At 74.3% G+C, this 21072-nt stretch carries 20 protein-coding genes; 11 read left to right on the top strand and 9 right to left on the bottom strand.

Annotation, left to right across the window (positions count from 1 at the left end; translation table 11 throughout):
- Positions 1-13 precede the first annotated feature (13 nt).
- The 4 genes from ACSLTV_RS18015 to ACSLTV_RS18000 all read left to right on the top strand — a co-directional run bounded on the left by ACSLTV_RS18015 (position 14) and on the right by ACSLTV_RS18000 (position 3751).
- The gene (locus ACSLTV_RS18015; protein ID WP_432137589.1) at positions 14-1318 is read left to right on the top strand and encodes an MFS transporter; all 1305 of its coding nucleotides are present in this window, start codon (positions 14-16) and stop codon (positions 1316-1318) included.
- A 179-nt stretch (positions 1319-1497) separates the two neighbouring features.
- On the top strand, positions 1498-2256 hold the full coding sequence (locus tag ACSLTV_RS18010; protein ID WP_432137588.1) for a LamB/YcsF family protein: 759 nt from the start codon (positions 1498-1500) through the stop codon (positions 2254-2256).
- Complete coding sequence (locus tag ACSLTV_RS18005) at positions 2253-2885, top strand: 5-oxoprolinase subunit B family protein (RefSeq protein ID WP_432137587.1); 633 nt, start codon at positions 2253-2255, stop codon at positions 2883-2885. The genes ACSLTV_RS18010 and ACSLTV_RS18005 overlap by 4 nt, the downstream gene beginning before the upstream one ends.
- On the top strand, positions 2882-3751 hold the full coding sequence (locus ACSLTV_RS18000; protein WP_432137586.1) for a biotin-dependent carboxyltransferase family protein: 870 nt from the start codon (positions 2882-2884) through the stop codon (positions 3749-3751). The genes ACSLTV_RS18005 and ACSLTV_RS18000 overlap by 4 nt, the downstream gene beginning before the upstream one ends.
- Positions 3752-3842: 91 nt before the next feature.
- Here the strand turns inward: ACSLTV_RS18000 and ACSLTV_RS17995 are convergent, their stop codons facing one another.
- The 4 genes from ACSLTV_RS17995 to ACSLTV_RS17980 form a co-directional block, all read right to left on the bottom strand.
- Positions 3843-5003 carry a glycosyltransferase gene (locus tag ACSLTV_RS17995; protein WP_435612463.1) on the bottom strand — a complete coding sequence of 387 codons (1161 nt, stop codon included), beginning with the start codon at positions 5001-5003 and terminating at the stop codon, positions 3843-3845.
- Positions 5000-6133: a glycosyltransferase family 4 protein gene (locus tag ACSLTV_RS17990; protein ID WP_432137584.1), complete on the bottom strand. Its 1134-nt coding sequence runs from the start codon at positions 6131-6133 to the stop codon at positions 5000-5002. The genes ACSLTV_RS17995 and ACSLTV_RS17990 overlap by 4 nt, the downstream gene beginning before the upstream one ends.
- A 179-nt stretch (positions 6134-6312) precedes the next feature.
- A complete protein-coding gene (locus tag ACSLTV_RS17985) occupies positions 6313-7731 on the bottom strand; it encodes a HEAT repeat domain-containing protein (RefSeq protein WP_432137583.1) in 1419 nt (472 codons plus the stop codon).
- Between the two features lie 336 nt (positions 7732-8067).
- Positions 8068-8460, bottom strand: a complete 393-nt coding sequence (locus tag ACSLTV_RS17980; RefSeq protein ID WP_432137582.1) for an ankyrin repeat domain-containing protein — start codon at positions 8458-8460, stop codon at positions 8068-8070.
- 263 nt (positions 8461-8723) lie between these two features.
- Here ACSLTV_RS17980 and ACSLTV_RS17975 point away from each other — a divergent pair, with 263 nt between their 5' ends.
- Both ACSLTV_RS17975 and ACSLTV_RS17970 read left to right on the top strand, forming a co-directional pair.
- Positions 8724-8918 (top strand): hypothetical protein, encoded by a 195-nt coding sequence (locus tag ACSLTV_RS17975; RefSeq protein WP_432137581.1) that lies wholly within the window; start codon positions 8724-8726, stop codon positions 8916-8918.
- Between the two features lie 67 nt (positions 8919-8985).
- Positions 8986-10599, top strand: a complete 1614-nt coding sequence (locus ACSLTV_RS17970) for a hypothetical protein (protein WP_432137580.1) — start codon at positions 8986-8988, stop codon at positions 10597-10599.
- Between the two features lie 205 nt (positions 10600-10804).
- Here ACSLTV_RS17970 and ACSLTV_RS17965 read toward each other — a convergent pair whose 3' ends face one another.
- A complete protein-coding gene (locus tag ACSLTV_RS17965; protein WP_432137579.1) occupies positions 10805-12304 on the bottom strand; it encodes a PLP-dependent aminotransferase family protein in 1500 nt (499 codons plus the stop codon).
- Positions 12305-12338: 34 nt separating this feature from the next.
- Between ACSLTV_RS17965 and ACSLTV_RS17960 the strand changes: the two genes are divergently transcribed.
- The 4 genes from ACSLTV_RS17960 to ACSLTV_RS17945 all read left to right on the top strand — a co-directional run bounded on the left by ACSLTV_RS17960 (position 12339) and on the right by ACSLTV_RS17945 (position 15927).
- Complete coding sequence (locus ACSLTV_RS17960; RefSeq protein ID WP_432137578.1) at positions 12339-13082, top strand: YczE/YyaS/YitT family protein; 744 nt, start codon at positions 12339-12341, stop codon at positions 13080-13082.
- A complete protein-coding gene (locus ACSLTV_RS17955) occupies positions 13079-13846 on the top strand; it encodes a glycerophosphodiester phosphodiesterase (RefSeq protein ID WP_432137577.1) in 768 nt (255 codons plus the stop codon). Before ACSLTV_RS17960 ends, ACSLTV_RS17955 begins: the two co-directional genes overlap by 4 nt.
- A 42-nt stretch (positions 13847-13888) precedes the next feature.
- Positions 13889-15274, top strand: coding sequence for an MFS transporter (locus tag ACSLTV_RS17950; protein ID WP_432137576.1), 1386 nt, complete (start codon positions 13889-13891; stop codon positions 15272-15274).
- Between the two features lie 278 nt (positions 15275-15552).
- Positions 15553-15927: an RNA polymerase-binding protein RbpA gene (locus ACSLTV_RS17945; protein ID WP_010357981.1), complete on the top strand. Its 375-nt coding sequence runs from the start codon at positions 15553-15555 to the stop codon at positions 15925-15927.
- Positions 15928-16111: 184 nt separating this feature from the next.
- Here ACSLTV_RS17945 and fxsA read toward each other — a convergent pair whose 3' ends face one another.
- From fxsA to ACSLTV_RS17925, 4 genes are all read right to left on the bottom strand, one after another.
- Positions 16112-16681, bottom strand: a complete 570-nt coding sequence (fxsA, locus tag ACSLTV_RS17940; protein WP_435612462.1) for an FxsA family membrane protein — start codon at positions 16679-16681, stop codon at positions 16112-16114.
- Positions 16682-16755: 74 nt separating this feature from the next.
- Positions 16756-17568, bottom strand: a complete 813-nt coding sequence (locus tag ACSLTV_RS17935) for a polyprenol monophosphomannose synthase (RefSeq protein ID WP_432137574.1) — start codon at positions 17566-17568, stop codon at positions 16756-16758.
- A 595-nt stretch (positions 17569-18163) separates the two neighbouring features.
- The gene (locus ACSLTV_RS17930; protein WP_432137573.1) at positions 18164-19765 is read right to left on the bottom strand and encodes an amidohydrolase; all 1602 of its coding nucleotides are present in this window, start codon (positions 19763-19765) and stop codon (positions 18164-18166) included.
- A gap of 68 nt (positions 19766-19833) precedes the next feature.
- Complete coding sequence (locus ACSLTV_RS17925; protein ID WP_432137572.1) at positions 19834-20274, bottom strand: Lrp/AsnC family transcriptional regulator; 441 nt, start codon at positions 20272-20274, stop codon at positions 19834-19836.
- A gap of 228 nt (positions 20275-20502) precedes the next feature.
- Between ACSLTV_RS17925 and ACSLTV_RS17920 the strand changes: the two genes are divergently transcribed.
- Entirely contained in the window at positions 20503-20946 is a 444-nt protein-coding gene (locus ACSLTV_RS17920; RefSeq protein ID WP_435612461.1) for a hypothetical protein, read from the top strand.
- The last annotated feature ends 126 nt before the right edge of the window (positions 20947-21072 follow it).

Raw genomic sequence — 21072 nt, 5'->3', positions numbered from 1 at the left:
GCGAGGTGCCTCCATGAGCACGACCCCTCCACGCCGACTCCTGTCACCGGCCCCGGCAGCTTCCCGCCCGACGCTCGACGACGGCCCGTTCGCCTGGCTGCGCGCCCTCGGACCGCGTGGCCGACGCGCCTTCGGCGGCGCGTTCGGCGGCTACGCACTGGACTCCTACGACTACTTCACGCTGCCGCTGAGCATGGTCGCGCTGGCTGCGTACTTCGGGCTGGACAGCGGTCGGACCGGCCTGTTCACCACGGTCACCCTGGTCGTCTCGGCGGTCGGCGGCGCCCTCGCGGGCATGCTGGCGGACCGGATCGGCCGGGTCCGGGCACTGATGATCACCGTGGTCACCTACGCGGTCTTCACCGTCGCCTGCGGCTTCGCGCCCGACTACGAGACGCTGCTGGTCTTCCGGGCCTTGCAGGGCCTGGGGTTCGGCGGCGAGTGGGCGGTGGGGGCGATCCTGGTCGCCGAGTACTCGAGCGCCCGGCACCGGGGGCGCACGCTGGGCGCGGTGCAGAGTGCCTGGGCCGTCGGCTGGGGGCTCGCGGTCGTCGCGTACACGGCTGTCTTCTCGTTGTTCGGCGACGACATGGCCTGGCGTGTGATGTTCTGGACCGGCGCGCTGCCCGCGCTGCTGGTGGTGTGGGTCCGGCGCCGGGTGCAGGACGCCCCACAGGCGGTCGCGGCGCGGGAGCGCAACGACCGCAACGAGGGCGGGGGGTCGTTCACCGCGATCTTCCGAGGACCGCTGCTGCGCACCACCGTCTTCGCCGGTCTGCTCTCCACGGGTGTGCAGGGCGGCTACTACACGCTGGCGACCTGGATCCCGACGTATCTGAAGAACGAGCGCCAGCTCTCGGTGGTGGGCACCGGGGGCTATCTCGCCTTCCTCATCTCGGGCGCCTTCCTCGGCTATCTGACCGGCGGCCACCTCACCGACCGTCTCGGGCGCCGCCGCAACATCTGGCTCTTCGCCGTCGCCTCGGCGCTGTGCGTCGTGGCCTACGGGAACATCCCCAGCGGCGCGGACACGGCGCTGCTCGTGCTCGGCTTCCCGCTCGGCTTCTGCATGTCGGCGATCTTCAGCGGCTTCGGGTCCTTCCTGAGCGAGCTGTACCCGACGGCCGTGCGCGGCACCGGCCAGGGCTTCACGTACAACACCGGGCGCGCCGTCGGGGCCGTCTTCCCCACCACGGTCGGCTTCGTGGCCGACAGCTGGGGCGTGGGCGGCGCCCTGGTCTTCGGCGCGATCGGCTACGGCGTCGCCGCCCTGGCGCTGCTCGGGCTGCCCGAGACGCGGGGCAAGGAGCTGGTGTGAACCGTACCGACGACCTCCCCGTCCTCTCTCCTCCTCGCCGAGCCGCCCACGCGCGCGTGGGCCGGGAACCGCCCCGGCCCGCTTCGGGGACGGTCTGACGGGCGCCACGGCCGGGGCCGCGACCTGCCACCCCAGGACCGAACCGACAAGAGAACCGATACGAGACACCGGAAGGGTCCATGACCGCGATCGATCTGAACGCCGACCTCGGCGAGGGCTTCGGCCGCTGGCGGCTGACCGACGACGAGGAGTTGCTGTCCGTCGTCACCAGCGCCAACGTGGCCTGCGGCTTCCACGCCGGGGACGCGGCCACCATGCGGCGGGTGTGCGAGCTGGCGGCCGGTCGGGGAGTGACGATCGGCGCTCAGGTCTCCTACCGGGACCTCGCGGGGTTCGGGCGGCGCGCCATGGACGTGCCTCCCGCCGAACTGACCGCCGAGGTGGCGTACCAGATCGGCGCCCTGGAGGTGTTCGCCCGGGCGGCGGGCGCGCGCGTGGCCTACGTCAAGCCGCACGGCGCCCTCTACAACCGCGTGGTGCACGACGAGGAGCAGGCCGGCGCCGTCGTCCACGGGGTGCTGCTCGCCGACGCGAGCCTGCCGGTGCTCGGGCTGCCCGGCTCCCGGCTGCTGGACCTGGCCGAAAAGGCGGGGCTGCCCGCCGTCCCGGAGGCCTTCGCGGACCGGGCCTACACCGCCGAGGGCACTCTGGTGCCCCGCGGCAGGGACGGCGCCGTGGTGGAGGACCCGGACACGGTGGTGGAGCGGTCGGTGCGCCTGGCCCGCGACCGTACGGTCGTCTCGCACACGGGGGCGCCCGTCGAGGTGCGCGCACGTTCCCTGTGCCTGCACGGCGACACCCCCGGCGCCGTGGACCTGGCCCGGCGGGTGCGGCGGCGGCTGGCGGAGTCCGGTGTGCGAGTGGAGGCGTTCGCATGAGCCGCCGGGTCCTGCCGGTCGGTGACGACGCGCTGCTCGTCGAGGTGGCCTCCGGTCCGGAGGCCCAGGCCCTGCACGCCGAGCTGCTGCGCCGCCGGGCGGCCGGCCTGTTGACGGCCCGTGAGATCGTCCCGGGGGCCCGTACGGTGCTGCTGGACGGCGTGCCGGACCCGGCCGCGGTCGCGGACGAGCTGACCACCGCCGAGGTGCCGCCCACCGCGGCCCCCGCTCCGGATGTCATGGAGATCCCGGTGCGTTACGACGGCCCGGACCTGGCCGAGGTCGCCGCGCACTGGGGTGTCGGCGAGCACGAGGTGGCCCGGCTGCACGCGGGGGCCGAGTTCCGCGTGGCCTTCTGCGGCTTCGCGCCCGGCTTCGGCTACCTGACCGGCCTGCCGCAGCGCTACGACGTGCCGCGCCGGGCCACCCCGCGCACCTGTGTGCCCGCGGGGTCGGTGGCCCTCGCCGGGCCGTACACCGGGGTGTACCCCCGTTCCTCCCCGGGCGGCTGGCTGCTCATCGGCACCACGGACGCGGTGCTGTGGGACCACGCGCGCGTGCCCGCCGCGCTGCTGGCGCCGGGCACCCGTGTGCGGTTCGTGCCCGACTCCGCGAAGGGCTCCGCATGAACGACCGTGCGCTCGCCGTCGTCCGCGCGGGTTCTCTGACCACCGTTCAGGACCGGGGCCGGTTCGGTCACGCGCATCTGGGTGTGCCGCGCTCCGGGGCGCTGGACGCGCCGGCCGCCGCGCTCGTCAACCGGCTGGTCGGGAACTCCCCGGACGCGGCCGTCCTGGAGACCACCCTGGACGGGTGCGCCCTGCGGCCCCGCTCCACCGTGAGCGTGGCGGTGGGCGGCGCGCCCTGCCCGGTCACGGTGGACGGCCGGCCCGCCGCGTGGGGCGCGCCCCTGCGGGTGCCTGCCGGGGCGGTGCTGGACATCGGCCGTGCCGTCGCCGGGGTCCGGACCTATGTGGCCGTCGGCGGCGGCGTCGCCGTCGAGCCGGTCCTCGGCAGCCGCTCCACGGACCTGCTGTCGGGACTGGGCCCCGCGCCTCTCGCAGTCGGCGCGGTCCTGCCGGTGGGGGACGCCCGCGCACCCCACGCGCGCGTGGACGTCGCCCCGCAGCCGGCACCCCCCACAGAACTCGTCCTGCGCGTCACACCGGGTCCGCGCGACGACTGGTTCACCCCCGAGTCCGTCCGCACCTTCCTCACGCGCGCCTACCGCGTCTCCCCGACGAGCAACCGCATCGGCCTGCGGACCGAGGGTCCGGCCCTGACGCGGGCCCGGACCGGCGAACTCGCCAGCGAGGGCACGGTGCTCGGCGCCGTCCAGGTGCCCCCGGACGGCCATCCGGTCGTCTTCCTGGCCGACCACCCGACCACGGGCGGCTACCCGGTGGTCGCGGTGGTCCACTCCGCCGACCTGGCGGCGGCGGCCCAGGCGGCACCGGGCACCCCGCTCCGCTTCACAGCCAGGGGCCGCCGGTGAACGGCCGGGAACCGCGCGGCACGCCCACGCCGCGCGGGGGCGGGGACCTTCGCGACGGGCCACGACCTCGCGGTGGCCGCCGACCGCCGCGTCAGCTCACCCCGGTGGGCGCAGGGCTCGGGAAGGCGGCCGCGTCGTGCGCCGTCAGGAACGCCTCGACGGCCGCCGTCCACCCGAACCGCTCCGCACGCGCGCGTGCGGCCGCACGCCGGGCGGCCTCCGGCTGGGCCAGGAGTGCCGCAACCCCGTCCGCGAAGGACGCTCCGCGGTCGGCCGCGGTGGCCCCCGCCGACCCGATCACCTCGGGCAGCGCGGAGGAGGCGCTCACCACGACGGGCGTGCCGCAGGCCATCGCCTCCAGCGCGGCGAGTCCGAAGGTCTCGGCGGGCCCGGGCGCCAGGCACACGTCGGCGGTCGCCTGCAGCGCGCCCAGCGCGGCCCGGTCGCGGACGTGTCCCAGGAAGGCGACCGGCAGCCCCCGCTCGCGGGCGCGCTGCTCCAGGCGCGGGCGCAGCGGTCCGTCCCCGGCGACGACCAGCACCGCCGGGACGCCCCGGACCCGCAGCACCTCCAGGGTGTCCAGCGCGGTGCCGGGGCGCTTCTCCACCGACAGCCGGGTGCAGGTCAGCAGCAGAACCTGTTCCGGACGGGCGTACCGGGCACGCAGGCCGGGATCGCGCAGGGCGGGGTGCCGCTCGGCCAGGTCGACGCCGAGCGGCGCGCGCACCAGGTTGCGGGCACCGATGCGCACGAACTCGCGGGCGGCGAACTCGGTGGTGCAGACCACGCGCGCGTACGCGTGGGCGGTACGGGCGTTGAGCGCGTCGGCGGCGCGCCGGGCCGCGGTCTCCGGCACGCCCCAGGTGCGCAGCACGCCGTCGGCGGTCTCGTGGGAGACCATCACGGCGGGAACCCGGGCGCGCCGCGCCCATCTCCCGGTCCAGCGCAGGGTCGTGCGGTCGGAGACCTCCAGCCGGTCGGGCGCCAGTTCGGTCAACAGGCGGGCGACGCGGTGCCGGTCCATCAGGACCCGGTAGCCGCCGGTGCCGGGCAGCAGCGGCCCGGGCAGGGTGATGACGCGGCCCTGTCCCATGTCGCGGTCGGTGTGCCGGTCGCCGGGGACGATCAGTACCGGGTCGTGGCCGGCGGCCCGGTAGCCCCGGCCGAGTTCGCGCAGGGCGGTGCGCAGGCCGCCGGAGGCCGGGGCGACGAAGTTGGCCAGGCGCACGATCCGCAGCCCGTGGGTCCTCATGCGGCCACCGCCGGGGTGCGGGCGGCGAGGACGTCGGCGTAGTGGCCGATGAGGCGGTCGCCGACGGCGGCCCAGGTGCGGCCCTCGACCGCGGCGCGGGCGGCGCTGCCGTAGGCGGTGCGGCGGGCGGGGTCGGCGGCCAGGGCCCGCACCGCGTCACGGACGGCGGCCGGGTCGCGCGGCGGGACCAGGAGCCCGGTGCGACCGTGGTCGACCAGGTCCAGGGGGCCGCCGGCGGCGGGGGCGACGACGGGCACCCCGCTGGCCATGGCCTCCTGCACGGTCTGGCAGAACGTCTCGAAGGGCCCCGTGTGCACGAAGACGTCCAGGGAGGCGAAGATCCGGGCGAGGTCGTCGCCGGTGCGACGGCCCAGGAAGGCGGCGCCGGGCAGCGCGCCGGACAGCTGCGGCCGGCTCGGACCGTCGCCCACGACGACGACCTTCACGCCGCCGAGCGCGCAGGCGCCGGACAGCAGCTCCACCTGCTTCTCGGGGGCTAGCCGGCCGATGTATCCGACGACGACCTCACCGTTGGGGGCGAGGGTGCGGCGCAGGTCCGTATCGCGGCGGTCGGGGTGGAAGCGGGCGGTGTCCACTCCGCGGGGCCACAGCCTCACGCGGGGCACGCCGTGCGCCCGGAGGTCGTGCAGGGCGGCACTGGAGGGCGCGAGGGTGAGGTCGGCGGCGGTGTGCACGGACCGGATGCGCCGCCAGGCGGCGGCCTCGCCGGCGCCCATGTAGGTGCGGGCGTAGCCGGCGAGGTCGGTCTGGTAGACGGCGACGGCGGGGAGGCCGAGCCGGGTGGCGGCCGCCATGCCGCGCACGCCGAGGACGAAGGGGCCGGCCAGGTGGACGAGGTCGGCCCGGTGCTCGGCGATGGCCGCGGCGACGCGCCGGCTGGGCAGGGCGACCCGGACCTGGGGATAGCCGGGGAGCGGGAGGGAGGGGACGCGGACGACGGGGCACGGCGGCTCGGTCTCGGTGCCGGGCCCGGTTGCGGCGCCCGTGGCCGGTGCGACGACCAGCGGGGAGTGACCGCGTTCTGCGAGGTGCCGGGCGGTCTGGAACGCGCAGTGGGCCACGCCGTTCACATCGGGGGGAAAGGATTCGGTCACGATGACGACACGCATAGGGGTGTTGTCGCCGGGCTGGACGTGCCCGCGTCAAAGTGGATCTGTCCGGAGGCCGAACGCCCCGTGAGCGTTGTTCCGGTTGTACCGCGTACCCGGGCAGGTCAGATGGTGTGCACACGCCGCTGGCCGGTGGGCCGTCCCCCGTTCACCCGGTGGCCCCACGATGGTCCGGACGCTCACATGGCGGTCGGATCCGGTCCGATGCGGCTGCGGACGGCGGTCTGGACCTCGGCCTCCTCGGCCGGGTCGGCGGCGAGCCGGCGCAGCCGTTCCACCACGCGGGCGTCGCCGGTCTCGGCGTGCCGGGCGGCGATCTCGCGGGTGGCTTCCTCACAGTCCCAGAGGCACTCGACGGCGAAGCCGGTGGCGAAGGACGGGTCGGTGGCGGCGAGCGCGCGGGCGCAGCGGCCGCGCAGATGGGAGGAGGCGGTCTCGCGGTAGATGTGACGCAGCACGGGGGCGGCGCAGCCGATGCCGAGGCGTCCGGCGCCGTCGACGAGGGTCCACAGTGTGGGCGCGTCGCAGCTCTCGCCGCGCACCGCCTCGCGCAGGGCGGCGAGGACCAGGTCGCTGTCCTGGACCCCACCGCGGCAGGCGAGGAGGCGGCCGGCGGCGGCCCCGAGGGCGTCGGGCCGGTGGGCCCAGCCGCGGGCGCGGTCGACGGCCGCGATGCCGCGCATGCGCTCGAAGGCGTCGACGGCGGCGTCCACCACGAGCGCAGAGCCGGTTGCCACGGCCTGTTCGATCAGGTCCAGGGCGTCCGGGTCGTTGCTGTCGGCGAGGTAGCGCAGAGCGGTGCACCGGGCGCCCTCGGCACCGTCCCTGGCCGCCCGGACGATCTCCGGGCGGTCCTCCGGACCGGCGACGGCGACGAGACACCGCGCGGCCGGGACGTGCAGCGCGGCACCGCGCTCGACGCCCTGCTGGGCCCACTCGAACACGGCGCGCACGCTCCACCCGGGCCGGGGCCCGGAGGGTCGCATCTGCCGTTGCCAGCGGTCGAAGCAGCCGGTCTCGTGCGCGGCACGAACCCGTGCGGCGATGTACTCGCGCGGGTCCTCGGCCCACAACCGCCAGGGCCGTGGCTCGAAGGCGTCGCGGACGACGGCTGCCAGCTCCGCCTCGCCCTCGGGGTCGGTGGCGAACCGGGCCAGCACGGGTGCGGCCAGGGCGCGCAGGCCGGCGTCGTCGTCGCGCAGGGCGAGTTCGTCGAGGGCCCAGGCCCAGTTGGACCCGGAGGCGGCGTACCGGCGCAGCAGTTCCAGGGCGTCCCGCCGGCCGTAGGAGGCGAGGTGGCCGAGGACCGCGAGGGCGAGGCCGGTGCGGGACTCCTCGGTGTCGAAGGCGTCCTCGACGTCGAAGAGGTGCGCCTCGATCTCGTCCAGCTCGCCGTCCAGGTCGAGGAAGAGCCGGGCGTAGTAGAGGGAGCGGTTCTCCAGCTGCCAGTCGTGGCGGGGGTCGCGCAGCACACAGTGGTTGAGGGCCGCGAGCGCTTCGGCTCGCGGGGCGGTGAGCGCGTGCAGTGTGCCGTCGCCGCGGCCCCGCTGCAGCAGGCCGAGCAGCGTACCGCTGGGCGCTATGAACGGATCGAACATGGGAAACAGCCTCACATCAAGCGTCGACGCAACCGGGGACGTGCACTACCTGGCCGCGTGACAACACGTCGGGGCGCCCGCCGTTTCCTGCTTGCTGTAAGCCATCTTCCTCTGCCTCTCGTCAGTGGCCCATGCGGACCGCATCACGGCCCGCGCGGTGCGGCAACACCTGCCCAGCCATCGCGTCCGTGAATCACGACGTCATGATGACTCGGCAGTTCCGCCCGCCGCGACCGAAATTTCCGGCGGCCCGTTACCGCCTCCCCCGTGGTCGTCGTCGTACCTGGTCAGAAAATGTGTTCTACGTGCCCAGGAGCGCCGGCTCAAGGTGCCGGGTCACTCCGCGCCGAACAGTTCCACTAGTTCGGCCTTGCCGAACATCCGGGCGGTGTCGACGGCCGACGGGGTACCCGCGGCCGGGTCCGCGCCACCCTCCAGCAGGGCCCGGATCACCTCCGCCTCCCCCTTGAAGACCGCCCCGGCGAGGGGAGTCTGGCCTCGGTCGTTGACCTGGTCGCCGTCGGCGCCGCGGGCGAGCAGCGCGCGCACCGCCCCGGCGTGCCCGTGGTAGGCGGCGAGCATCACCAGGGAGTCGCCGCGGTCGTTGGTGAGGTCGGCCGGAACGCCCGCGTCGACGTAGGCGACCAACTCGTCGGTCCGACCCTTGCGGGCGAGATCGAAGATCTTCGTCGCCAGCTCCACGACCTCGTGGTCGGGGGCTTCGCTCATCGGTCGGACCGCCTCTCCATGCAACCGTTCAGGTGAATCGCCAGGGTACTGGCTCGGGGCGCCACATGACCGGGGCCGCCCGAGGCAAAGATCACCACGAGTCGCGTTCGACGCAACTCCCCGGCTCGGCCCGGCCCCCGAATGCTGCGCCACCCGGGGGAAATATGCCGCATTTCACCCAGTTGCACCTTTTATCGTATAGATACATCCTGTGAGCCTGGAAGTACTCATGGTGACTGTCCCCACCAACCAGGAGAGCTCAAATGATCCTTTCCATCTCAGGCGTGGTCCTGCTCGGCATCATCGTCTTCCTGTTCTTCCGCAAGGACGGGCTGAAGGCGTCACACGCCATGGTCTCGGCCCTGTTCGGCTTCTACCTGGCCAGTACGGCCATCGCGCCGAGCATCAAGGCCGGCGGCGAAAGCCTGGCCGGTCTCCTCGGCGGCATCAGGTTCTGACGCCGCCCGCCGTCCGACCCGCCGTCCGACACTCCGTCCCGTCCGTTCGCACCACCAGGAGACAGCAGTGGCCAGGCGTCCCCTCCCCCGCATCCTGAGCACAGGCAGCGCCCAGATCGCCCGGAGCCGGGAACTGGCCCGGACGGCGGCCGACAGCGCCACCGACGTCCTCCATCCGCTGATCACGATCACCCGCGGGCTGCGCCGGCTGGCCTCGGCCGGGCGGCGCAAGTGGGCCGAGACCCCCAAGGACAAGCGCGGACCGCTGCTGTTCCTGGTGGCCTCGGTGATCCTGGTCGTGGCGCTCGTGCCGTACGGCCCGCTGCTCGCCGTCATCACCCTGATGGCGGCGGCGGCCTGGCAGGGCAGGGACCGCACCCCACCGGCCCCGGACGGGCCCGACGAGTCGCAGACCCAGCGGCTCCAGGCACTGTACGAGGCCCTGGTCCCGTACTTCTCCACCGCGGAGGACCCCGCCCCGCTGTACACCCACGGCGGTGAGTGGGAGAAGGCCTTCCCGACGTACGAGTTCGACGCCTCGGGGCGGATCACGCAGCTGGTGATCCGCTACCCGGCCTACTTCCCGGACGGCGAGGCGGCGGAGCGCGCGCGTGTCGAGCATCTGCTCGCCGCCAAGGCCGGCCGCGGCCGCGAGTACCTCGTCTCCTGGGACGAGGAGGGCAACGAGCTCACCCTCGGCGTCCTCGACCCGCTGCCCACCGACATCGCCGTCCAGCCGTTCGTCACCGCGCCGGGCGAGACGGTCCTCGGGTTCACCGACCCCACGCACGTACGGCGCACGCTCCCGCTCACCCACGGCGAGGAGCAGCGCGACATGCCGCCGGTGGTGTGGCGCACCGGCATCCGCTCCACCGAGCCGCACCTGCTGGTGGTGGGGCAGCCGGGCAGCGGCACCTCCACTCTGCTGCGCTCGATCGCGCTGCAGGCCCTGAGCCACGGCGACGTCCTCATCGTCGAGGGCGGCGGCACCGGCGAGTACGCCTGTCTGACCGGCCGCGACGGCGTCCTCGGCGTCGAGCTGGGACTCGCGGGGGTGCTGGCCAGCCTGGAGTGGGCGGCGCACGAGACGGAACGCCGGCTGATCGCCGCGAACCGGGCCCGGCAGGCGGGACAGGCGCCGCCGGACGACACCAAGCGGCCGCTGTGGATCGTGCTGGACCGGCCGACCTTCTTCACCCATCTCGCCGAGGCCGACGGCCACAAGGATCCCCAGGCGCTGCTCCAGGTACCGCTGCGGCACGGGCGGGCGGCGCATGTGACGGTGGTCGTGGCCGAGCAGTTCGACGGTCTCGACACCCTCAGCGACGCGGTACGGCAGCACACGCGCGCGCGTGCCGTGCTGGGGCCGGCCACGGCCGCGCAACTGGAGGCGGTGCTGGGTACCCGGCCGCACACCACGCCCGTCGACGACGTCCCGCCGGGACGCGGCTACGCGCGGCTGGGCTCCGGGCCGGTACACCGCCTGCAGGTGCCGGCCACGCCGGATCCGTACGACGACGCGACGAGCGAGGCGCACCGGCAAGCGGTGCTGGACCTGCTGCCGCCGCGGACGACCCCGGCGGACGAGGAGGGCGTCGCGGTGCCGGCCGAGGCCGAGGTCCGGGTGGCCGAGGCCGAGGTCCCGGTGGAGGCCGAGCCGGTCGCGGCCGAGACCTCCTGAGCCGGCGGGGGCGGGTCCGCTCACCTGGTCCCGTCGCCGACCCCCGCCGCCGAGGCGAGCCGGTGCCGCGACCGGCCCGCACCCCCCGCGGCGGAAACGACACCGAGCCTCGACCGGGCGGCGCACTCCCCCGCCCGCGCCCTGATGACGCGGTGAGGGGCGGGGCCGGGTGCGCGGCTCGGGAGGGACCTCCGCGCCGGTTCCGTCAGGCCACGAACGTGCGGGGCGTGTCCCCTCCGGTGGTGCCACCGTCGCGGACGAGCCGCGCCGCCGCGGCGAGGCGGGTGGCGGCCTCGTCGGCGACGGCACCGCCGACGGTGAACGGCAGCCGCACATAGCCCTCGAAAGCCCCGTCGACGCCGAAGCGGGGACCGGAGGGCACCCGCAGACCGACCCGCTCCCCCGCCTCCGCGAGCCGGGACCCGGACAGGCCCCCGGCCCGGACCCAGAGCGTCAGCCCGCCCTGCGGCACCGAGAACTCCCAGTCCGGCAGCTCCCGCCGGACCGCGGCGACCAGGGCGTCCCGGTTCTCCCGGGCCTGGGCGCGGCGCAGCCGCACCGCCTGCTCCCAGCCGCCGGTCGAGAACAGCCAGTTCACGGCGAGCTGCTCCAGCACGGGGGTGCCCAGATCGGCGTAGGCGCGCGCCGCGACCAGGCTGCGGATGACGTCCGGGGCCGCGCGCACCCACCCGATGCGCATCCCGGCCCAGAACGCCTTGCTCGCGGACCCGACGGTGATCACCGTCGACCCGGCGGGGTCGAAGCCGCAGACCGGCCGGGGCATCCGGACGTCGCCGTCGAGCCACAGCTCGCTCATCGTCTCGTCGGCGACCAGCACCGTCCCCGCCGAGCGGGCCGCCTCCACCAGCGCGCGCCGCTGGTCCTCCCCGGCGAGCGCGCCGGTGGGGTTGTGGAAGTCGGCGACGACGTACGCGATGCGGGGCGCGGCGTCCCGCAGGACCTGACGCCAGCGGTCCAGGTCCCAGCCGGCGAGCCCGCCGGCCATGGCGACGGGCACCAGGCGGGCGCCTGCCTCCCGCATGAGCTGCAGGATGTTCGCGTAGGACGGCGACTCCACGGCGATGCGCTCGCCCCGGCCGCCGAAGAGGTGGCAGATGGCGTCGATGGCGCCCATCGCCCCGGTCGTCACCATGATCTGCTCGGGCATCGTCGGAATCCCGCGCGCGGTGTACCGCTCGGCGATCATGGAGCGCAGGGCGGGCAGCCCGGCCGGATAGTCCCCGTGGGTGTGGGCGTACGGCGGCAGCTCCTCCAGCGCCCCCTGGACCGCGCGGGTCAACCACGGCTCCGGCGCGGGCAGCGCGGCACAACCGAGGTCGATCATCGACCCGAGCGCCTCCGGCGGCAGCGGCTCCAGGCCACGGGCCGGCAGCGGATTGCCCGCCGGTACGGCCGTCCAGCTGCCGGCGCCGCGCCGGGACTCCAGGAACCCCTCGGTGCGCAGCGCCTCGTAGGCGGCGGCGACGGTGGTCCGGCTCACCGAGAGGGCGAGGGCCAGTTCTCGTTCGGCGGGCAGCCGGGCGGCGACCGGCACCCGGCCCTCCAGCACCAGCAGTCGGATGCCGTCGGCGAGCGCCCGGTAGGCGGGCGGGCGGCGCGAGCCGGGGCCGGCCGGCCGCTCCTGCTGGGAGGTGAGCAGCCGGGCGAGCTGCGCGGCACCCACCGCCGAGGTCCACTGCGCCATGATTACCAGTCCACCTTCCTCGAATTGGCCATGGATGGCGTCCACCGCCAAGCCACAGAGTGACACGGGTCAGTCCACCGTCACCACTTGGGGGGCACTCTTGCCACGCCTGGCACTCTTCTCGTCGTCGCACCGTCACCGGCTCGGGCGACGACTGGTCCGCTTGTACGCCGGTCTCGCGCTGTACGGCGCCAGCACGGCCCTCCTCGTCGAGGCGGGACTCGGACTGGAGCCCTGGAACGTGCTCCACCAAGGGCTCGCGGAACGCACCGGGCTGACGATCGGCGTGGTGTCGATCGTGGTCGGCGCGGTGGTGCTGCTGCTGTGGATCCCGCTGCGCCAGCGCCCGGGCCTGGGCACGATCTCCAACGTCTTCGTCGTCGGCCTCTCCATGGACGGCACGCTGGCCCTGCTGCCGGACGCCCGTTCCCTGGCCCTACGGGTGCCCCTGCTGGTGGCCGGGATCGTCCTCAACGGCGTCGCCACGGGCCTCTACATCGCGGCCGCCTTCGGCGCGGGCCCGCGCGACGGCCTCATGACGGGGCTGCACCGGCGCACGGGCCGGTCGATCCGGCTGATGCGGACGGCCGTGGAGGTGGTGGTCGTGGCCACCGGCTTCCTGCTGGGCGGCACGATCGGCGTCGGCACGGTCCTCTACGCGGTGTCGATCGGCCCGCTCGCGCAGTTCTTCCTGCGGCTCTTCGCCGCCCCCGCGGCACCGGCCGGCAGCACGGTGGTTGCCGCCGGGTCACCGCCGCGGGCCATACTGCGTCGGTGACCACGCTGACCCGCCACCCGTACCTGGACCACCCGGGTCCCATCCCCTTCGCGCACCGCGGCGGGGCCGCGGACGGTCTGGAGAACACCGTGTCGCAGTTCCGGCGCGCGGTGGAGGCCGGATACCGCTACATCGAGACCGATGTGCACGCCACGCTCGACGGCAGACTGGTCGCCTTCCACGACGCGACGCTGGACCGGGTGACCGACGGTACGGGCCGCATCGCTGACCTGCCGTGGTCCGAGGTACGGCACGCGCGCGTGGCGGGCGCGGAACCCGTGCCGCTCCTGGAGGAGCTGCTGGAGACCTTCCCCGAGGTGCGCTGGAACGTCGACATCAAGGCGGAGCCGGCCCTGCACCCCCTGCTCAACCTGATCGCGCGGGCGGACGCCTGGGACCGGGTCTGCGTGGGCTCCTTCTCCGAGGCCCGAGTGTGCCGTGCCCAGCGCCTGGCGGGCCCCCGCCTGGCAACCTCGTACGGCACCCGGGGGGTGCTGGGGCTGCGGCTGCGCTCCTGGGGGGTGCCCGCCGCGCCGCGCCGGCCGGCGGTCGCTGCCCAGGTGCCCGAGGCCCAGTCGGGCGTGCAGGTCGTCGACCGCCGCTTCGTGCGCGCGGCCCACGCGCGCGGTCTGCAGGTGCACGTGTGGACGGTCAACGAAGCGGAGCGGATGCACCGGCTCCTCGATCTGGGAGTCGATGGCATCATGACCGATCACATCGACACGTTGCGCAAGGTCATGCAGGACCGGGGCGTCTGGGCCTGAGCCCCCGGCCCCTCGCGCGGGAGACGGGGAAGCGAGGGCGCGGTGGGCACCGGGACCGTACGGGCGACGGCGGCCGACGAGGCGGCCGGGCGGCTGCGTGAGCAGCGCGGCTGGTACTTCTACGACTGGGCCTGTTCCGTCTACTCGACCAGCGTGCTCACGGTGTTCCTGGGGCCGTACCTCACGTCGGTCGCCAAGGCCGCCGCCGACGCCGACGGGTATGTGCACCCCCTGGGTGTCCCGGTGCGCGCGGGCTCCTTCTTCGCGTACGCGGTGTCCTTGTCGGTGATCGTCGCCGTGCTGGTGATGCCGCTGGTGGGCGCGGCCGCCGACCGTACGGGCCGCAAGAAGCCTCTGCTGGGCGCCGCCGCCTACACGGGGGCCGCGGCCACGACGGGCATGTTCTTCCTCGGTGGCGAGCGCTATCTGCTGGGCGGGGTGCTGCTGGTCGTGGCGAACGCCGCCCAGTCGGTCGCGATGATGCTCTACAACTCCTATCTGCCCCAGATCGCCGCCCCAAAGGAGCGCGACGCGGTGTCCTCGCGGGGCTGGGCGTTCGGTTACGCGGCGGGTTCGCTGGTCCTGGTGGTCAATCTCGTCCTCTATCTCGCCCATGACTCCTTCGGCCTGTCGGAGTCGATGGCGGTGCGGGTGTGTCTCGCCTCGGCCGGTCTGTGGTGGGGCGGCTTCGCGCTGATCCCGCTGGCCCGGCTGCGCGACCGGCCGGCGGCGGCCCCGGAGGACGGCGGGGGCTCCGCCGCTCCGGCGGAACGGGCACCGGCCGGGGCGGCCGGACTGCGGCAGCTGGCGGCGACGTTCCGCGACATGCGCCGCCATCCGCTCACCCTCGCCTTCCTGCTGGCGTACCTCGTCTACAACGACGGCATCCAGACGGTGATCTCCCAGGCCTCCGTCTACGGCTCCGAGGAACTGGGCCTCGGCCAGTCCACGCTGATCGCGGCGGTCCTGCTCGTGCAGGTGCTGGCGGTGGCGGGCGCCCTGGGAATGGGGCGGCTGGCCCGCCGGTACGGCGCGAAGCGGACCGTCCTCGGCTCACTGGTCGCCTGGACGCTCACACTGGGCGCCGGCTACTTCCTGCCGGCCGGGGCCCCGGCCGGCTTCTTCGGGCTGGCCGCCGCGATCGGGCTGGTGCTCGGCGGCAGCCAGGCACTGTCCCGCTCGCTCTTCTCCCACCTGGTGCCGCCGGGCAAGGAGGCCGAGTACTTCTCGGCGTACGAGGTGAGCGACCGGGGCATGAGCTGGCTCGGGCCGCTGCTGTTCGGGCTCACCTACCAGCTGACCGGGAGCTACCGGGACGCGATCCTCTCGCTGGTGGCCTTCTTCGTGCTGGGGTTCCTGCTGCTGGCCCGGGTCCCGGTCCGGCGTGCGATCGGTGAGGCGGGCAACGCCGTGCCGGAAAGGATTTAGCACTCTTGGCGAAAGGGCGGTAGTGTACGCGTTTGGCCTGCCAGGCGTACCGTTACTGCGCGTCAATGATGCCGAATCGCTGGGTGACATCTCATTGCAGATGTGACAAACCGGGCGCCGGTGGGTACTGCACTGGTTGACAAGGCTGCGGCTACGACGGCGACGCATTGCCCGGAACGGGACTCGGAACGGGAATCTTTACCGCCGACCGGACGTTGACCGGATGACGACGACAGCGACACCTGTCCTGTGGGCGACAAGCCCGGGAGGCACGATTCATGAGTGAGCGAGCTCTTCGCGGCACGCGCCTCGTGGTGACCAGCTACGAGACGGACCGCGGCATCGACCTGGCTCCGCGCCAGGCCGTGGAGTACGCATGCGAGAAGGGGCACCGCTTCGAGATGCCCTTCTCGGTCGAGGCGGAGATCCCGCCGGAGTGGGAGTGCAAGGTCTGCGGGGCCCAGGCACTCCTGGTGGACGGCGACGGCCCTGAGGAGAAGAAGGCCAAGCCCGCGCGTACGCATTGGGACATGCTGATGGAGCGGCGCACCCGCGAGGAACTCGAAGAGGTCCTCGAGGAGCGACTGGCCGTTCTGCGGTCCGGGGCGATGAACCTGGCGGTGCATCCCCGGGACAGCCGCAAGTCCGCGTAGCGGGGACCGGCAAGCAACGCACGCACATGACCGCGGGCGCCGTACGAAAGGTACGGCGCCCGCGGTCTGTGGTGTGTCTGTCGCGCTGTGGTGTGTCGTGAAGCCCGCGCCAGGTCACCGAGTGCCGCGCGCGGTGTGCCGCACGGGTGGACGGGGGCTTGTCAGGAGATGGACGGGGGGCTTGTCACGAGGTGAGGGGTGGACGCGGCCCGGTCTCCCGCGAGGTGTCCCCGGGGCGGCCGTCCTCCCTGATCACCTCGCCCTGCACCACCTTGCCGCCCGGGCGGTACATCCGGGCCTGCTGGAACGCGTCACCCAGAGCGCCCTCCGCGGTGGCCTCGCGGAGCTTGCGGTCGACGGTCCGCTCGGCGTAGCCACCGACGGCCTTCTGGACCGGTGGGAGCAGCAGGAGCAGGCCGAAGGCGTCCGAGATCAGGCCGGGGAGCATCAGCAGGAGACCGCCGAGCATCATCAGGCCGTTGCCGCCGCCCCGGGTGGGGGCGGTGCCGCGCTGCAACGCCTCGTTGAGGTTGCGGAAGGCGCGGCGGCCCGCCCGCTTGATGACCAGGGAGCCGAGCAGCAGCCCGGCGACCAGCAGCAGGAAGACGGTCAGCCCGCCCGCCGCGCCCGCGACCACGGTCAGCAGCCAGATCTCCAGCACGAGCCACGCCGCGATCCCCAGGGGGAGGAACGTGCGCAGCCGGGAACGCCGGGGCCGGACGGGGTGCGGGCGGGGGTCAACGCCTGTCGTCATGCCTCCAGTGTGCATGGCGCCGGCTCAGAGCGGGATAAGGCTGCCGGGCGGGGCAGGGCTGCCGGCCGACAGGGCTAGGAGGTGGGCCGCCCCGGCTCGGCGGAACCCCTGCCGGTGATCTTGCCGACGCGCTCGCCCAGGCCCCACGCCGTGACCCTCCACAGCGCCTCCACGACGATGTCGCGGCTCATCTTGGAGTCGCCCAGCTCCCGCTCGACGAAGGTGATGGGGACCTCGACGACGTGGTATCCGGCCCGGACGGCCCGCCGGGCCAGATCGACCTGGAAGCAGTAGCCCTGCGAGGCGACCTCGTCGAGGCCGAGGCCCTCCAAGGTCTCGCGGCGGAAGGCGCGGTAGCCGCCGGTCACGTCGCGGATCGGCACGTCCAGCATCAGCCGTGAGTAGGTGCTGCCGCCGCGGGAGAGGAACTCGCGCGACCGGGGCCAGTTCACCACCCGGCCGCCGGGCACCCAGCGCGAACCCAGGACCAGGTCGGCGCCCTTGAGGGCGGTCAGCAGGCGGGGCAGTTCCTCCGGCTGGTGGGAGCCGTCGGCGTCCATCTCGATCAGCACGCCGTAGTCGTGCTCCAGGCCCCAGCGGAAGCCCGCGAGGTAGGCGGCGCCCAGGCCCTCCTTGCCCTCGCGGTGCAGCACGTGGACGTGCTCGTCCTCGGCGGCCAGTTCGTCGGCGAGCTTGCCGGTGCCGTCGGGGCTGTTGTCGTCGGCCACCAGCACGTGGACCTCGGGCACAGCCTCGCGCACCCGGCCGACGATGCGCTTGATGTTGTCCGCCTCGTTGTAGGTCGGGATGATCACCAAGGCCGTGCCGAGCGGGCCGAACTCTCTCCCCCGGTCCTGTGCCGCGAGGGTCCCGTCGCCGTCGTTCACTGCTGCCCCTTCATGTCCGTACGCAAGGATCCACCATAGTGGGCTTTCGTCTGCGCAGACGTGACGGGATGTTCGGAGGGTGGTGTCGTTTCCAGGAGAACGGGGTAGGCATCCCGGGTTCCGGACGGTAGGCCCGCGTGTGCGGCAGGCACGCGGACGCGCGGGCCGCGAACGGGGTCCGCGACCGCTGCGGAGGGGGCCCGGCGCCCTTCGGGCCGGCCCGGGACCCGCCGGCTGCGGGTCGACCGTGAGCCGTTGTCTACTGAGCGCCGGGCCCCACCCGGGTCGCACCTCCCCGTCCGGACGGGACCTTCCCTCGCCGCTGCGCCGGCGCTGTGCCTGGCTCCCGTGACGGTGCTCCGATGCGGCACACCGTCCCTGACCCAGCGGCGTCGCGACGAGTCCCGGAGGTCCCCCGGCGGGGTGTCCGGTGGTGGACTCGGCCGAACCTACCGGCCACCCGCCGCCGCCTGTCAACAACCGCCCCACCTGCGGATCTCTCTTAGATTCGCAGGTCAGCGCAGTGGCTCGGGAAGCCGCACGGCGCGTCGGGCGGAGTGCGGACGGGTGATCCGGCGCGCCCGCGGCGCCGGGTTCACGCGCCCGGCCGGGCGAACACGGTCCGGCCGCCCACGACCGTGCGCAGACAGACGGGGAGTTCGCCGCCGGGCGTGAGGTCGGGCAGGCCGGGCGTGCCGGAGCGCGGGTCGGTGGACCAGCGCGCCACCCGGTCGTCGGGGGCCTGCACGACCAGTTCGCCGACGCGCCAGACGGCGTAGTCCGCGGGCGCTCCGGGCACCAGGATCCCCGCGTCGTCCCGGCCGATCGCCCGCCATCCGCCGCGGGTGTGGGCGGTGAAGGCGGCCCGCACGGAGACGCGGTGCTCCGCGGTGCGGTGGAAGGCGGCGGCCCGCACCGTGCCCCAGGGGTCGAAGGGGGTGACCGGGCTGTCGGAGCCGAAGGCGAGCGGGACGCCGGCCCGCAGCAGGGCGGCGAACGGGTTCAGGGTCGCCGCCCGCCGGGCGCCCAGCCGGCGGGCGTACATGCCGTCCGCGCCGCCCCACAGCGCGTCGAAGGCGGGCTGTACGGACGCGGTCAGCCCCAGTTCGGCGAGCGCGGCGACGGTCTCGGGGGTGAGCATCTCGGCGTGCTCGACGCGGTGGCGGGCGGCCCGGACGCGGGCGAGCCCCACCTTCTCGGCGGCCGCCCGCACACCGTCGACGACCGCCGTGACGGCGGCGTCCCCGATGGCGTGGAAGCCCGCCTGCAACCCGGACTCGGTGCACGCCACCACATGGGCGGCGACCTCCGCGGCATCGAGGTAGGCCGTGCCGGTGTGGTCGGCGTCGCCGTACGGCGCGTGCAGACAGGCCGTGTGGGAGCCGAGGGCCCCGTCGACGAAGAGGTCGCCGGCCGCGCCCAGGGCGCCCAGCTCGCGCGCCTTCGCCACGTCCCGCTCGGCCCAGTAGCCGATCACCCGGGGGCCCGGCTCCCCGGCGGCCAGGCCGAGCAGGCCGGTGAAGTCGTCCTCGGAGGAGATCTCGGGCCCGCCGCACTCGTGCACCGATCCGATGCCGAGGGAGGCCGCGTGCACGAGTGCGGCGCGCTGCGCCTCGGTGCGCTGCCCCGCGGTGATCGCGCCGAGCGCGGCGGCGCGGACGGCGTGGTGGGCGTCAGCGGTGAGCGGGCCGTCGGTGGTGGTGGCGCCGGGGGCCATCGCCAGCAGGGCCGTGGTCACGACCGCCGAGTGCACGTCGATCCGCGACAGGTACAGCGGTCGGCCGCCGGCCGCCTCGTCGAGCTCCGCGCGCGTGGGCGGGCGGCCGCCGGGCCACCGGGAGGCGTCCCAGCCGTGGCCGAGCAGCACGCGGTCGTGCGGGCGGGCGGCGGCGAACTCCCGCACCCGGGCCAGAGCGGCCTCCAGGGACGGCACGTCCGACAGGTCCAGGCCGGTGAGCGCGAGCCCGGTGGCGGTGACGTGCACGTGGGCGTCGGTGAACGCGGGGGTGACCAGGGCGCCGTCCAGGTCGACCACCTCGTCGACGCCGTCCGCGAAGGCGTCGGCGGCGCCTTCGGAGCCGACCCAGGCGACGTGGCCCGCCTCCACGACCATCGCCGTCGCGAAGGGGTCGGCGGGGCTGTGCACCTCACCTCGACGGAGGAGGACGGTACGGGGGCCGGAGGCACGTTCACTCATGCCGGACAGTTTCTCGCGGCGCGGGAACGGCGTGGCGGCGGGGGCCGGGGACGGGGGCGGGGCCCTCCTCAGATCCGGGGCGGGCGCGCCTCGTACGGGGTCGACAGCACGACCGTCGTCCGGGTCGAGACGCCCGCCAGCGCGCGCAGCCGCCCCAGCAGCTCCTCCAGCTCGTGGGGGGTGGCCACACGGACCTTGAGGATGTAGTTCTCGTCGCCGGCCACGCTGTGGCACGCCTCGATCTCGGGAACGCCCGCGAGACGTTCGGCGATGTCGTCGGGGGCGCTGGGGTCGAACGGTTTCACCGAGATGAAGGCGGTCATGGGCAGCCCGACGGCCTCGGGGTCCACCACGGCCGCGTAGCCGCGGATGACACCCCGCTGTTCCAGTCGGCGCACCCGCTGGTGCACGGCCGACGTGGACAGGCCGGTGGCCCTGCCCAGGTCGGTGTAACTCATCCGCCCGTCCTTGACGAGCAGCTGCACGATCTGCCGGTCCAGCTCCTCCATGACGCAGAACCTACAGGGCGCCCGACCCCTCGTATACCTATGCAGGGCAGGTCATACACCTTTCCCGAGGGCGAGGCCGGGCGCACCTGCGACTGGCATGTGACGAACGCCACACCACTCGACCCCGCTCCGTGATGTTCCCGTGATTACCGCCGGAATCGCATGGGAAGTGCTTGCTGTGGTCGAGGCCGCAGCGCCTACACGGCCCAGCCCGAGGGGGAGAATCCCATGCAGAGTCTTAAGCGCCCTGGTCGCACCGCGCCCAAGCGGCTCCAGTCGGTCGTCGAACCCGAGCCGGAGGGCGTCGAACCCGACGCCGACGGATACGACGCCGACGAGCTCGACGCGTACGACACCTTCGAGATGTACCGGGTGATCTGCCCGGACTGCGCGCAGCCCATCGCCCTGCTGGCGGACGAGGAGGTCCTGCCGGAGCACGCGCTGTGCGCCTCGCCGTGGAACCCGTTCGGGCTCACGGTCTGCGCGGGCACGGGCCGCGCCGCCGTCGACGCCCGCCCCGCGGACGAGTCCGTCACGCCCCAGGAGCAGGAGACCGGCCTGCTGCTGACGCTCCCTCAGGGGCTCGACTGGCGCACCCAGCCGTTCTCGCACGTCGGCGGCCCGGGTTCGCGTCCGATGCGCGTGCCGACGATGCGGCGTCACGCCGCCTGAGCCCGCCGCGCACACACCCACCGCCTTCCTCGCCCCCGCGTCACGGCACCCGCAGACCGCCGTGGTGCGGGGCCGGCGCGGACCCGAGCCGGACCTGAGCCGGCCGGCCCGGCCCGGGGCCGGCCG

It is taken from the genome of Streptomyces sp. bgisy159 (assembly GCF_965341775.1).
Taxonomy (GTDB): domain Bacteria; phylum Actinomycetota; class Actinomycetes; order Streptomycetales; family Streptomycetaceae; genus Streptomyces.
Note: the sequence above shows the minus strand (reverse complement) of the source record. Positions and strands in the feature narration are given on the sequence as shown.

Bases quoted from the DNA above. Each gene is read 5' to 3' on its own strand.
- ACSLTV_RS18015 (WP_432137589.1), top strand. From the start codon at position 14: ATGAGCACGACCCCTCCACGCCGACTCCTGTCACCGGCCCCGGCAGCT.
- ACSLTV_RS18010 (WP_432137588.1), top strand. From the start codon at position 1,498: ATGACCGCGATCGATCTGAACGCCGACCTCGGCGAGGGCTTCGGCCGC.
- ACSLTV_RS18005 (WP_432137587.1), top strand. From the start codon at position 2,253: ATGAGCCGCCGGGTCCTGCCGGTCGGTGACGACGCGCTGCTCGTCGAG.
- ACSLTV_RS18000 (WP_432137586.1), top strand. From the start codon at position 2,882: ATGAACGACCGTGCGCTCGCCGTCGTCCGCGCGGGTTCTCTGACCACC.
- ACSLTV_RS17995 (WP_435612463.1), bottom strand. From the start codon at position 5,003: ATGAGGACCCACGGGCTGCGGATCGTGCGCCTGGCCAACTTCGTCGCC.
- ACSLTV_RS17990 (WP_432137584.1), bottom strand. From the start codon at position 6,133: ATGCGTGTCGTCATCGTGACCGAATCCTTTCCCCCCGATGTGAACGGC.
- ACSLTV_RS17985 (WP_432137583.1), bottom strand. From the start codon at position 7,731: ATGTTCGATCCGTTCATAGCGCCCAGCGGTACGCTGCTCGGCCTGCTG.
- ACSLTV_RS17980 (WP_432137582.1), bottom strand. From the start codon at position 8,460: ATGAGCGAAGCCCCCGACCACGAGGTCGTGGAGCTGGCGACGAAGATC.
- ACSLTV_RS17975 (WP_432137581.1), top strand. From the start codon at position 8,724: ATGATCCTTTCCATCTCAGGCGTGGTCCTGCTCGGCATCATCGTCTTC.
- ACSLTV_RS17965 (WP_432137579.1), bottom strand. From the start codon at position 12,304: ATGGCGCAGTGGACCTCGGCGGTGGGTGCCGCGCAGCTCGCCCGGCTG.
- ACSLTV_RS17960 (WP_432137578.1), top strand. From the start codon at position 12,339: ATGGCGTCCACCGCCAAGCCACAGAGTGACACGGGTCAGTCCACCGTC.
- ACSLTV_RS17945 (WP_010357981.1), top strand. From the start codon at position 15,553: ATGAGTGAGCGAGCTCTTCGCGGCACGCGCCTCGTGGTGACCAGCTAC.
- fxsA (WP_435612462.1), bottom strand. From the start codon at position 16,681: ATGACGACAGGCGTTGACCCCCGCCCGCACCCCGTCCGGCCCCGGCGT.
- ACSLTV_RS17930 (WP_432137573.1), bottom strand. From the start codon at position 19,765: ATGAGTGAACGTGCCTCCGGCCCCCGTACCGTCCTCCTCCGTCGAGGT.
- ACSLTV_RS17925 (WP_432137572.1), bottom strand. From the start codon at position 20,274: ATGGAGGAGCTGGACCGGCAGATCGTGCAGCTGCTCGTCAAGGACGGG.
- ACSLTV_RS17920 (WP_435612461.1), top strand. From the start codon at position 20,503: ATGCAGAGTCTTAAGCGCCCTGGTCGCACCGCGCCCAAGCGGCTCCAG.